This is a genomic window from Marinifilum flexuosum (assembly GCF_003610555.1).
Lineage (GTDB): Bacteria > Bacteroidota > Bacteroidia > Bacteroidales > Marinifilaceae > Marinifilum > Marinifilum flexuosum.
In genome coordinates, this window is the sequence record NZ_RAPQ01000008.1 from 388,220 (window position 1) to 401,194 (window position 12,975).

The 12,975-nt window shown below is 40.8% G+C and carries 9 protein-coding genes; all 9 read right to left on the bottom strand.

The features are described 5' to 3' along the window. Position 1: 1 nt before the first annotated feature. Entirely contained in the window at positions 2-1,123 is a 1,122-nt protein-coding gene (locus BXY64_RS01710; protein ID WP_120238254.1) for a hypothetical protein, read from the bottom strand. Further along, complete coding sequence (locus BXY64_RS01715) at positions 1,114-2,322, bottom strand: aminotransferase class I/II-fold pyridoxal phosphate-dependent enzyme (RefSeq protein WP_120238255.1); 1,209 nt, start codon at positions 2,320-2,322, stop codon at positions 1,114-1,116. The genes BXY64_RS01710 and BXY64_RS01715 overlap by 10 nt, the downstream gene beginning before the upstream one ends. After that, entirely contained in the window at positions 2,319-4,199 is a 1,881-nt protein-coding gene (locus BXY64_RS01720) for an LTA synthase family protein (RefSeq protein ID WP_120238256.1), read from the bottom strand. Before BXY64_RS01720 ends, BXY64_RS01715 begins: the two co-directional genes overlap by 4 nt. A 49-nt stretch (positions 4,200-4,248) precedes the next feature. Then, complete coding sequence (locus tag BXY64_RS01725; protein ID WP_120238257.1) at positions 4,249-6,801, bottom strand: DUF5686 and carboxypeptidase-like regulatory domain-containing protein; 2,553 nt, start codon at positions 6,799-6,801, stop codon at positions 4,249-4,251. Positions 6,802-7,198: 397 nt separating this feature from the next. Continuing rightward, a complete protein-coding gene (locus BXY64_RS01730) occupies positions 7,199-7,630 on the bottom strand; it encodes a hypothetical protein (protein WP_120238258.1) in 432 nt (143 codons plus the stop codon). 102 nt (positions 7,631-7,732) lie between these two features. Next, a complete protein-coding gene (locus BXY64_RS01735; RefSeq protein ID WP_120238259.1) occupies positions 7,733-10,222 on the bottom strand; it encodes a Kelch repeat-containing protein in 2,490 nt (829 codons plus the stop codon). 175 nt (positions 10,223-10,397) lie between these two features. Further along, positions 10,398-11,105, bottom strand: a complete 708-nt coding sequence (locus BXY64_RS01740; RefSeq protein WP_120238260.1) for a hypothetical protein — start codon at positions 11,103-11,105, stop codon at positions 10,398-10,400. A gap of 203 nt (positions 11,106-11,308) precedes the next feature. Continuing rightward, positions 11,309-11,686 (bottom strand): hypothetical protein, encoded by a 378-nt coding sequence (locus BXY64_RS01745; protein WP_120238261.1) that lies wholly within the window; start codon positions 11,684-11,686, stop codon positions 11,309-11,311. 270 nt (positions 11,687-11,956) lie between these two features. Next, entirely contained in the window at positions 11,957-12,835 is an 879-nt protein-coding gene (locus BXY64_RS01750) for a radical SAM protein (RefSeq protein ID WP_211334389.1), read from the bottom strand. Positions 12,836-12,975 lie beyond the last annotated feature (140 nt).

Genomic DNA, 12,975 nt, shown 5'->3' on the forward strand with positions numbered 1-12,975 from the left:
CTTATAATTGTTTGGTGTAACACCTGCGTCTTTTGTGTTGCCTGTTTGGGGTGAATCGCCACATGGCTTGCACCTTCTTGTTATCCTCCAGTTCAATATTGCTCTCGGCGTTATAGATCCCCATGCGGGCAGCGCCACTGATAATGTCGCTCATGATAATGGCATTAACTCCCTTGTTTTGATATTGCTCATCCACTGCAATCAGGTAAAGGTCCACGCGGTCGTTTTTATTCACCGCCTTTAGCAGGTGCAGTGCGCCAAAAGGAAACAGCTTCCCCTTTGCCTTTTGCAAGGCCTTTGTGAAGGAGGGCATGGCGATTCCAACACCAATTAGTTTTCCAGTTTCGTCGCCCACCAGGCTGATCAGGTTCATGTTGATGAAACTCAAATACGACTTGGTGTAATAATCCATTTGCTCCTTGCTAAGGGGAATGAATCCATAAAGATCCTTATAGCACTCATTAATCAGCTTGAAAATTGCAGGGGCAATCTTCTTCACTTCCCTGGAACCTTTGGGTTTGATGCTGACCAACTTGTTTCTTTCCTTGCATCTTTGGGCGAGCGATTCCATTTTTCCGGCAATGGCGTCGTTGGTTTGGATCTCATATTCCACCCAATCGGTACTTTTCTCGAAGGCTAAGTTTTCAATGTGCCTTTGGTAATAAGGGTAGTTGTATAGGGTAGCCAAAGTGCCTTCACAATCAAAGCCTTCAATTAGCAAGCCCTGGCGATCCATGTCTGTAAAGCCCATGGGGCCATGCAATACTTCCGTATCATGTTGTTTCAACCACTCAATGGCAGTTTTCATCAGGGCAGCGGAAACTTGCAGGTCGTCGGTAAAATCGAACCAGCCAAAACGGCCTATCTTCTGATCCAGCTTCTCTTGTTCTTTTCGGTTGATGATGGCAGCAATGCGCCCCACAACCTGATTGTTCTGGTAAGCCAGCCAGTATTTGCTCTTGCAAAAAGCCAGTGCCGGATTTTTACTTTTTTTCAAGGTGTGCGATTCGTCAAGATGAATGGGAAAGGCAACCTGCTTATTGTTTTTGTATAGATTCGTATAAAAACGAATGAACTGCTTCAGTTCAGAAATCGTCTTAACTTCTCTTATTTCTAGTGACATAGGTTTTCTTGCGGGACATATGATTTTACAACTTGGCTAATGGTCTCAATGGCATGCTCAATTTGATCTTTGCTGTGAGCCGCTGTCAGTGAAAAACGCAAAAGTGCATCGTTCTCCTTCACCCCAGGAGCCACTACGGGATTGACATAGATTCCACGGTTCAATAATTTTCTGGCTACGCGGAAAGTAAGAATACTGTCACGAATATAGATTGGGATGATTGGCGTTTCGGCTAGACCAATATCAAGGTTGTGTTCTCTCATTAGGCGCAAAGCATAGTGGGTGTTTTCCCATAGCTTTTGGCGGAAGGAGTCATCCGATTTGATGAGGCGTAGCGAGGCCAACACACTGGCTGTGGAAGCTGGAGGCAAGCTGGCACTGAACATGTAGGAACGCGAGGCGTGGCTCAAATAGTCTATCACATCCTTGTTACCGGCAACAAAACCACCAACCGAAGCCATCGACTTGCTAAAGGTTCCTCCAATCAAGTCAACCTGTTCGGTAATGCCATAATGCGAGGCTGTACCAGCCCCATGATTTCCCAATACCCCAATGGCATGGGCACAATCTACAAAAGTGAAGGCGTCGTGCTTGCTTGCTTCCATCACAATTCTGTCCAGCTTGGCAATATCCCCATCCATGGAGAAAATACCATCGGTGATAATAAGTTTTACCCCTGCAGAGTTTTTTCCCCTGTTCAGCTTTCTGCCCAAATCAAAAATGTCATTGTGCTTGTATTTAATTCGTTGGGCCAAACTCATTCGGCAGCCGTCAATAATAGAAGCGTGGTTCAACTCATCGATGAAAATATGATCTCCCTTTCCTGCCATGGCCGGAAGCACACCCGTATTCACCTGGAATCCGGTAGGAAAGATGATTACCGCTTCCTTGCCCAGAAAATCTTTCAATTCATCTTCCAGCTCGTGGTGTAAATCCAGTGTGCCGTTCATGAATCGGCTTCCGGTACAGGAGGTGCCGTATTTATTGATGGCCGCTGTGGCCGCTTCTTTTATTTTTGGATGATTGTTCAATCCCAGGTAGTTGTTCGAGCCAAACATCAAAACTTCCTGGCCTTCGATTATGGCCGTATCGGATTGAGGTGATGAAATGGGACGAAAAAAGGGATACATGTTGGTTTCACGTAATAGTTTGGCCTGTATGACCAAATTGCTGTTTTTAACGAAATCGTACTTACTCATGATTTATTATTTTGGTTTATTGGATGAAGGTGGGCGTGTAACAAGGACAGCATATCACCAACTACCTTTAGCTTTAGATGTTTGATGTCGGTCTTCTGATAAGGATCTGCTTCTATTTGATAAAGGGCCTTGCATTTCTTGCCATCGTAGAGCAGCAGGTAATCTCCTTGAATCATCTGGTAGCACTGGTTGACAATGCTCACGGCATATTTTGGTGACTTAGGATCTAGTAAATTATTTCCCGCAGATCGGAACTCTTCCCCGTAGTTCAGGTAGCTGAGTACCGTAGGAAAAACATCAATTTGTTGCACCCGCTCTTCTCTCTTGCCTTTCAAATTCCTGCCTGGTGCATAAAACAAGAGTGGAATGGCAAAGGCATTGGCCGAGGTTGCATATTCCTTGTGCCAGGGGGTGATGGCATGATCGGCTGTGATGATGAACAAAGTATTTTGATACCAATCCTTGCTGGCCGCGGTTTTGAAAAACTGGCGCAGGGCATAATCGGTATAGCGCATGGTTTCGTGAATGCCATCGCTTCCCTTGGGAAATTTTCCCTGGTACTTCTGAGGTACCACATACGGATTGTGCGAGGACAGCGTGAATACCGTAGATAAAAATGGCCTTTTGCACTGGTCAAGCTTCTCGGCCATATAGTGCAGGTAGGGCTCGTCGAATATGCCCCAGGTGCCATCAAAATCTTTTCCGGCAGGATATTCATCCAGTCCGTAGTAGTGATCTATATCGGCCGACTGGCAAAAATCGGCAAAGCCCATGGTGGCATTGTGCGAACCATGAAAAAAGAAGGTTTCGTAGCCTTTGCCTTTTAAACAGGAGGCTAAGCTCTCTACTTTTTTACCCGCTTTGTTGGCCAGGATAAAAGGAGTCTGGTTGGCAGGAATCGAGGACAGGATGGCTGGCACTGCATCCATGCTCTTGCGACCGTTGGCGTAGGCATGGGTAAAATACAAGCTTTTCTGCATCAGGGAATCCAAAAAGGGAGCATAGCCCTTATAGTTTCCACCTTCCAAATCGGTATTTAAACTTCCGAAAGTCTCACGCGTGAAACTCTCCAGTATGATGATGACCACATTGTCGGGTCTGAATTCTCCATTTGATACCTTTTGGGCTTGTGGCTGAATCACCGGAAGGGTAGTTGTTGAATCGTCGCCGTATGATGACAGTAAGGTGAAGGCCGAGTTAAGAACAATTCCGGCATCTTCAACCTGTTCCACATCGTCAAGGGCATCGCTTATTTGCAATGATTTACCAAAGGGATTCAGATTGTTGATCATGCCCATATAGGTGGCCAGGACAATTACCAGCCAAAAGCCTGTTGCTGTTTGATAGTCAAAGGCTCTTTGGGTTTTCTTGTGCTTTTGTAAACTGAAGCGGAAAAATCTCAACAGAATCCCAATTAATAGACCTAGCAGAATAAAGGCATACCAATAGGTAAGCAAAAACTCTCCGCCAAGAGATGACATATTGGCCTGTGTCCCTAGGTAATCGAAAATAGACCAGGTAATGCGCTTCAAGGTGTATGGATAGTAAAAGATATCGGCCAGGTTAGCCACCAAACCCACCGTGTTTATCACGGCATACAAAACCATTAATAGATATTGATACCATTTCTTCTCGCAAAAAGGGAAGGGCAATAAACTCAATAGAATAAAAGGAGCATTCAGCATGCAAACGGCTGCTATATCGTATTTGATTGCATTAACCAGATAGATAGGATAAAGGTACCAGGAGATGTTGCAGAACAAAGCCTGGTTAAAGCCAATAAACAGCAGGCGGCTAAACTGAAAAAGGAGCATCAGCAAAATGAGCTGATACCCTACGGCAGTAAATCTGGATCTTACACTTACTCGTAATTTCATGATTTGATCTTGATTGATTATTTGATGGTTTATTTAGGTGCAGACCGAATTAGAAACTCACTTCTATTCTAAACCTGAAACCATGACTGGAAGAGAACTTGTCGAAATAGGCTCCCTTGTTAATTCGGTTCACATATTCAACCCTCAGGCATTTGAAAATATTGGTTACCCCAAAGCCCATTTCCATATAGGGTTCCTTGCCTGGTGCCTGAAGCATATTGGGAATCTTCATCACTTTGTCGTGATTTCCCAAAAGCTTTCCGTAGTAGGCCTTAAAGCTGACCACCTCCCTCATGTTGAATTTTTTAATCAGCGGAATCTTGTTGAATAGTACACCACCACCGTTCAAACAGAGGTGAGCACTCATATACATATCGCTGGCGAAAGAGGAATGGTGTAGTAGGTTGAAATGGTAACGTGCCGATCCAATGTCTCGTGTTCCCCGTGGCATTTGCAGCAACGGGTATGGAACGCGGCCCAGTACGGCTCCCCCTTCAATCATCGATTTTAAAAACATGGGACCCATGTTAAAGCGACTTTTCATCGACAGGTTCACATTGGCATAGTAGCCACTTTTCTTGCCACCTTTCACAGGCAATTTGTACTGTCCCATCAGGGTGGAGATGTGAAATACAGGTTTCTGATTTCCGTAATAGATGCGTGAGAAAAAGCCCTCGTCATAATCTTGGCTAAAGGAAAGTCGGGCATCCAGCATCACATTGTAGGTGTCGAAATGCGACAGGCTTTGGTTTCCCTGGTTAAAAGCCAAATTGTAATTCGAGTAGTACCTGTTTAGTGCCGGGCGTACCAATATTCCCAGGCTCTTGTTCACCTGGTGTTCGTAGCTAATGTCGATGTGACGGTTGCGAATCAAATAAGGGTTGGGAACCTTCGAGGTAAAAGAGGAAATGATATTTCCGCCTCCCTGTTGGTAAGGATTTTCCCTGATGAACTCTACGAACTTGTTCTTGGTCAGATCAAAATAATCGTAGTGGCAATTGGCCGACAGGATACTTCTCTTTTTCGTAGGAAGCATCACTTTCACATTTCCGCCATAGGCCAACTCCTTGTTTTTAAATCCATAACCCAGGTAACCTCCGGCCATGAAATTCTTAAAAAGCTTTTCGCTGGTGCGCAATGGCAGGGTAAAGCGGTGTCCTTCTATCTCATTTTTGCGATAAAAAGAGAAGTAAGGGCCCAGGTCCAGCTTGCCCAAATTGTAATACCCATTCAGGGTCATGGCGCTAAACTTATCGGCCACCTTAATAAATTTGTTTTCTTTTAGTTTCTTAATTCCCTTGTAAGCCGATTGCTCGAAAGTATCAAGAGGAGCCACTTCATGCCTGAAGGCGATAATTTTGTTGTTGCTGGCCTCCGTATTCAGCAGTGCATAACTCGATGAGGGCATCTCTGCAAAGGGAGCCAAATTGTTGGTATTGGCATCGCGATAGCAGATTAACTTTTGCACGTCGAAGGTTTTCTTCTTGCGCTTTTTTCCCTCTTTCTTGTTGATGGTCAGCTTCAGGTTAATCTTCTGGGTTTTGTAGAACCACTTCTCATCAGAAAGTTTTTCGTAATTGATGTGTACCTCCAAATCCTTCACAAAATTCAGGTTGGCCGAATTGGGCAGCGAAGCCTTTATTTCGGTCAGGGCCCAACTTCCTTCTTCTACCCAGAAATGTCCCTTAAAGGTGATGTTCTTATAGCTTTTGGGAAAGAAATTGAATTTGTAATGCTTCACCTTGTTGCTCACAATACTATCACTTAAGTAGATATTGTAGTACATCAGGGCTGTGCTCGATATCGGACTCGGAAATCCTCTTGTTAAAATATCAATCTGATTGTTGTAGAAATTGAATTCGGTTGTCACCTTCTTGTGCAGTATTGTCTTAATTTGCGGGTTTACCTGGGAGAGAATCCCATCCGATTTTTGTGCTGTAATATGGCTGTTGTCTACTTTATCCTTTCGGGCGTGCTCGCTGATGGTTTCATCCATATAGAAAGGCATCATCAGGGTAGAATCGCTGCTCTTTACAAAAGCATCAGCCGAATTTCTGAATGTTTTCGATTGAGAGGTTTTCACCCTCAGGTTCGACAGGAATACCGTTGTGCGCGTGTAGTCTTTGTAGGACAAAGGCTGGTAGTTGTCCGGATTATTTTTCTTCCTGTTCTTAATTATCTTTCTTAGTAGCGAGCGCTCGTACGAGTTGTCGGGCTTCACGGTAATCTCGTTCAGGGCAACTACATCTTCCTCAAGCATCACATTCAGAAACTGATTTTTATTCTCAACGCGAACCTCCTGCGACTTGTAGCCAATAAATTTAATGATGATGGTGCAGGGAAACTTCTCGATGTTCAGGTTAAAATTCCCATCACTGTCCGACATCATGCCATTGGTGGTATTTTTCACCAGCACATTGGCAAAAGGGATGCTCTCCCGGGTTTTTGAATCCTGAATCTTTCCCTTGATGTTGTTGGAAAATCCCAGACTTGAGAAAAGCAGAAGCAGGGCAAGGCAAAAATATTTTAGGACATATTTTCGCCAAAGTGCTTGTCCTTCATATGGATTGTTTTCTTTTTTAAAATTCTTTTCTCGCATCATGTTCACTACAAATCTTTGTTCATTTTCCAGTGAAATGCACTCATTTCACTGCTTCAATACAAAGACATTTGTCATGGGATGGACACGTATACGAGCTGTAATTTTTCTTTTGTTTTAACTTTTTTTAACGGTTTCTGATATCATGGGACACATGGTTTCGGTTAGTATTGAGTGATATGCATTCCCCATGCTGTCTGTCCCTTTATCGCCCTGTGTTCCCCATAAAGATTGTATTATTTTAACCACTGAGGAGTACAGAGTTTCACGAAAAATATTGCGGTGCGCTGCACCTAGTTTTTTTAATGAAGGATTGTGTGCTACAAATATTATGCAGCTCTGCTGCTTGATGTGGGGTACTACTCAATGTGCCGATTTGGGAATGGCCATCAACCAGAATTCATTTCTTCTCCAGTTTCTCAATCATCTTAAGCAAACGATCTCTGTTTTTTGCCGATTTAATAAACTGTGGCAATTTTTCAACCAAGGTAAAAAAGGCTCTATCGTTTCGTTCTCTTAACCCAGCTTGTATGTATTGCTTAATGTATTCCAAATGCTTGTAGTTGTGAGCAAAAAAGAATTCATTTTTAAAGCTGTCCTGCAGCCAGAATTCGCAATCGAACCAGTAATCGGTAGTGGCACTGTATGATTTCTTATTCAAATCAAGAGGTTTGTCGGTTACATAATGGCAGGAGTAGCATCTCAACTCAGCAAATTGTGGTACTTGTGTACTTTTTACCATGGCCTTACCGCCACATTTCGGACAAACCACCAAAGTCTCATCAGAGAATTCATTGGGTCTTAGGTTTTGATCGATAAAACGAGTTTTCATTTTAGGGCTTGGACATTTATTAGGTATACTAAGATAGCAATTCTGGTGTATTGTTAAAAAAAGCGAACCCCAAATATTCTTGAGATTCGCTTAGTAAAAGAATTAATTGTTATTAATGGATACTAATTGATTCAAATGAATTTTATAAGTTGAATATGCGTTAGGTTTCCAATCATAACATGCGAAGTATAAGTAATCATCAACTATAAAGGTGTGGTACTTATTGCCAATTCCTGGAGGAGGGGCATATTCGGTCCATTTATCTTGTTCAGGATTGTATACATGAAACCCTCTTTTGCTGTTTGCTCCTTCGTGGATGATATAAGCATTCCCATTGTAAAAAACACTTGTGCGGTCCTCTCTAAAATCAGGAATTTTGTTGGATAATTTGGTCCATTTTTTTGTTTCTAAATTGCATTTCCAGAATTTTTTGAATTCGTTACCCCCTGAAACCGCCCAGGTAAACATTACATATAAGGTATTGTTTGAAACAAAACAGATGGAAGGATCAGAGTAATCTACGTTCTCGTAAGGAAATGATTGAGCAGTCCAGCTTTGTTTTTCGAAATCAAACTTGGCTAAACTAGTTCCTGAACCTATATAAAATGAGTTATCGAAAGTAAAAGAGTAAACTTCTTCGAGATAATTCTGAATGCCCGAATTGTCTAGTACATTCAGCTTCTTGTTAAGCATTGAATAGGAAGAAATTTGCTTTTTATTATTGTGATAAACAAGCATTAAATCATCATTATGAATTGCTGAAGTGATTAAATATTCAGGAATATTTATTTCGGAGTAGACACTCCAATTTTCATTGCTTGGTGAAAATTGCATCACTCTTCTCCCTTTATCGATAAGAGTAGGTTTTTCATTCCACATTCCAATATATTCTGCATTGCCATAAAATTTTGTACTTCCTACATATTCCCATGGATCATGAAGATTTAGCTCTTCATTAAAGGTAAAGGATGCCAAGCCATGCTTAATCGTTAGTTTTGTTTCCCCTTCCATTTTTTCAATAGGATTGTATTTTATAATAAAATCATCTCCAATTCTTTCAATAATTTCGCATGATTGATTGGCAATGGAAAATTCTGGATTGTGTTCAGGATTAATGTTTTTAGTTGAGATATGAATCTTCTGGTTTCTTGTAAAAGTTTTAGGATTCACATCAATAATCTCAGGCGACAAAACTTTTATTTTAATATTGGTAATTGTATCAAAGGCATTTTGTTCATGAGACAAACGAATGTTGTATTCACCTGCTTTTGCGTTAGGAAGGAAACTTGCTTTGATACTATCCATTACCATGTTGTAGTGTTTTGCATCGCCAATATGAATAGTCATTCCCCTTATAAAATTTCGACCATATAATATCAAATGGTCTTGGGCATAAATAGTGTGTTTGCTTATAGAATTTATTGATGGGGATAGCCATTGAACATCTTCTTCAGAATAAACAATTTCATCATTGTACTTTGCCTGGATTTTGCCTTTTGAAAATGGTTCTTTGATAATTAATTTAATAAGACTGTCAGTTCTACTAAAAACCGTATTATTTAAATTATAATGATTTGTTAATGGATGATTAAAATTATATACAAGGGTAAGGTTTTTACCTTTAATAAATAATGTATCATTATACCATACTTCCTTTGGATAGAAGGAATGAATAGTTGGAAGTATTCCCTCAAAAATACCATCATATGTAATTTCTTGATCTAAATACTTAAAGGTGGTGGATAGTTCGCCAGATGAAATTTCCCTGGGAATTCTAATTTTCAACAAGCTATCCGATACAATTTTCATCTTATAATTATAGGAGTTAACCGATTTGCCACCTATTTTAACTTCACCAACTGTACTAAAGTTAATGCCATAAATATCAATTTCGTTTAATGAAACTACCTTGCTTTGCGATACGGAATCAATTCTTGGCGGATTTATAGTAAGTGTATTATTGGTATATACATCAGTGTTGGCCACATTAATTTTAAGCTTAAACTGATTTTTTTTCAAGCCTTGTGGAACAATTGCCTTCATTGCGGTATCGCTTACAGCAAATGGCATTACATTGATGTTATCAAAGCCAATAGAATCTACCCAGTTTCTTGGGTTTAGGTATAATCCGCTAATCGAAATCGTATCTCCAATATTTACTGTATCAGGCTTGAAACTGAGATTTAATTCCGATTCAACATGGCTCACAAATTCAATTTCTTCTCCATAATAAACTTGGTCATTGAACTTGGCGAATGCTCTTACAGCATACTTTCTGTCTTTAACAAAGTCTTTGGCGTAAACCCCCTCGAAAGTAAAACTATTCTGGTTTGAACTTCCTAAGGTAAATTTGCTAACAGAATTAAAATCTGGCTTATCATAGTAATATCTGTAAGGGTAAAACACAAATCCATGATCTTGTATGAAACCATTTTGGGGTTTTCGAAGCGAACCAGTTACCCAAACGCCAATATGATTTGATTCATCTACAGATAAGGTTTCAATAATGGGAATTGAGATATCATCATCAGATTTGTTACATGTAATAAAGAAACAACAGAGTATCGTAAGAATGATTAATCGTTTTTTCATTAAGGTTAGCTTATGGTATTTTATGAGATGTTTAATTTTTATCCTGTAAACTTACAATAAATTAGAATCTTAAAGTTATTGTATAGTTTTTTTTTGTAAGTGCCGAATAAAAAAAAGCGAACCCCAAACATTCTTGAGATTCGCCCCGGTAAATATATCAACTTAACACTATTTTCTATTCTTCGTTTGTTGTTTCTTCAACTACTTCTTCATTCTCTTCGGCCTGGGTAGTCGATTTGCTCGAAGCATAAAGCACATAGTCGTTGTAAAAAGCTTCGTTTTTGTGCTCCCAGATTCTTTTGCCAACCTCGCACAACTCAACAATTAAGTCGTAAAGCTCGTTACCCATTGCCAAACGCTCCACACTTTTCTGTTCGCGAATCGATATGGCCTCGGCCTGTGCATCAATGGCATCATCTAAAGCAATGGTAGCATTGGTAGTTTGGGTGATTAACTCAGCAGTTACATTGCGTGTGCTCAACTTATCGATAAAGAAGTTGGCAGTTTGGCAAACGTGCTTGGAGTAAGCCACCAATTCATTGTCCGTTTTGCGATCTACTCCACTAAAACGGAAGGTTGCATACTCCTTGCTTCCATTTCCCAAAGCCAATTTGGCTTTAAAAGCAATTTCTCCTAAGAGTCCCACCAAAGTGCTTCTGCATTCATCCTTGGCATTGGTTTTTAAGGTCTTTTGCCCTTCCCAATACATATCGGGCAAGATATCCTTAAACTGTTTGGTTTTTTCTGCCACCTTGGTAGGGATGGTTTCTTCGTAGCCAAACTTAACGAATTCGGCCACATCACGAGCAACAACAACTTGAACTCTATCGCCACGCTGTCCCAACTCAGGGTAGGCCATTGTAAACTTTTTGGTCTGTTTCATTGTTTAATGATTTTAGGGTGATTGATACATTTTACCGTTAGAACTAATATGTTGTAAAAACATAGATTTAAATTAATAATATTATGCTTTCAATCGTATTAAAATATGTTAAAATTGATTTGGGATAGCTGAAATGCCGATTAGCCGTGGCTTTGCGACTATTTTGTTAGATGGGATTTTGGCTGTTAACTTATAATCAGATGCTAAAATGGCTTCTTGATTGGGTTTGAAAAGGCGAAAATAATAACTGATATGTCATTTTTTGTGTGAGACCTGCCAATGTTAGCGTGAGACTTGCCAATGTTTCCCTCAATGTTAATGAGTGCACGCTCATACCTGCCATCTGCGTCGTGAGACCTGCCAACCGCACGCTCAATGTTGATATCTGCGCCGTCAATGTTAATAAATGCACCGTGAGACCTGCCATCTGCATCGTGAGACCTGCCATCTGCACGCTCAATGTTAATAACCGCACGCTCATTGTTAATAAGTGCAACGTATTTGGCAGGAATGACACAAGCATTGGCAGGTGGGAGCATGCATTTATTCACTCTCACAAGCCCAATGGCAGGTAGAAGCATACCGATGAGGAGAATTAGCGCACCAATAACAGGAGTGAGGCAAACAAAAACAGGAATGAGTGTGCAGTTGTGGGGTAGAAGGGAGTTTTTGTTGGTGTTATGGTTGAGACGTAGCAGTGCTACGTCTTTACGGATGAGGGGGGGATGAAAATACACCACATTACCTAGCTATTGCTCCTTAATGAAAAAACAATATAGTGCAACGCATTCTAATAGATTGCCACAGTTCTTCCACTCCTTCGCAATGACAGAAGAAATTGGAGGAAAATTCTACAATCCCCGCATCCACTCCTCACGTAATCTTGCATTGGCAGGATCGTCGAGAACTGCATTAATTCTGTTAAGCATTTCCTGTTTGTCGCGAGGGAAATTGCCACGAAGAACCAAATAGTTGGAAGCATGGTCGCTGCGGAAAACAGTTGATTCCAGTTCCAGGTTTTCGATAAAGACTTTCATTTCGGCAATTAGCTTTACCGTGTTTAAAGGAATGAACTCTCCATCGAACTTTTTGGCAAAATGATCTTCCCCATACGGATAGCTCAAAACCAATGTAGATAGGAACTCTGGTTGAATTTCGTTTACCACTTTGGCAGAATTCAAAGCATGCTGGTGAGAGTAATTTTTACCACCCAGTCCATTTAGAATCATTACCGAAAGTTTGATTCCTGCGGCACGAGCTCTTTTTAAAGCTTTGGCAGTGCTTTCGTAGTTTTCCGATTTGTTGATTCTGCCCAACAATTCATCATCGCCTGATTCGATTCCTACATACAATAGCTTTAATCCTTTTGCGGCCAATTGCTGTAACTCTTCGTCGGTTTTTGCTTCAATATCTTTAGGCAAAGCATAAGCCGAAATGCGAGTCAATCGTGGAAACTTCTCGTTTAATCTGTCCAATATGCGCGAAAGCTTGTCGAAAGAAAGGACCATGGCATTTCCATCGGCCAAAAATACCTTGCGATAATGATTGGCATAGGACTGCATAGAATCGATATCGGCAAAAATATCTTCCTCTTTGCGAGTGCGAAATTGCTTGCTGCTGTACATTTCGCAAAATGCACACTTGTTCCAGGCACATCCTAATGTTACCTGCAATATAAATGAATAGGCCTCGCTTGGCGGGCGGAATAATGGTTCGTCGTATTGGATCATGAGGGCAAAAATAATACGTAGGGAGGTTGCATGCAACGTCTGTAAGTATAAATGATTGAAATCATATAAAATCATAAGCATCATGAAAATCTGCGTCTTCATGAGGAGATCATGTTCCTAACTTAAATTTCTTAACTTCG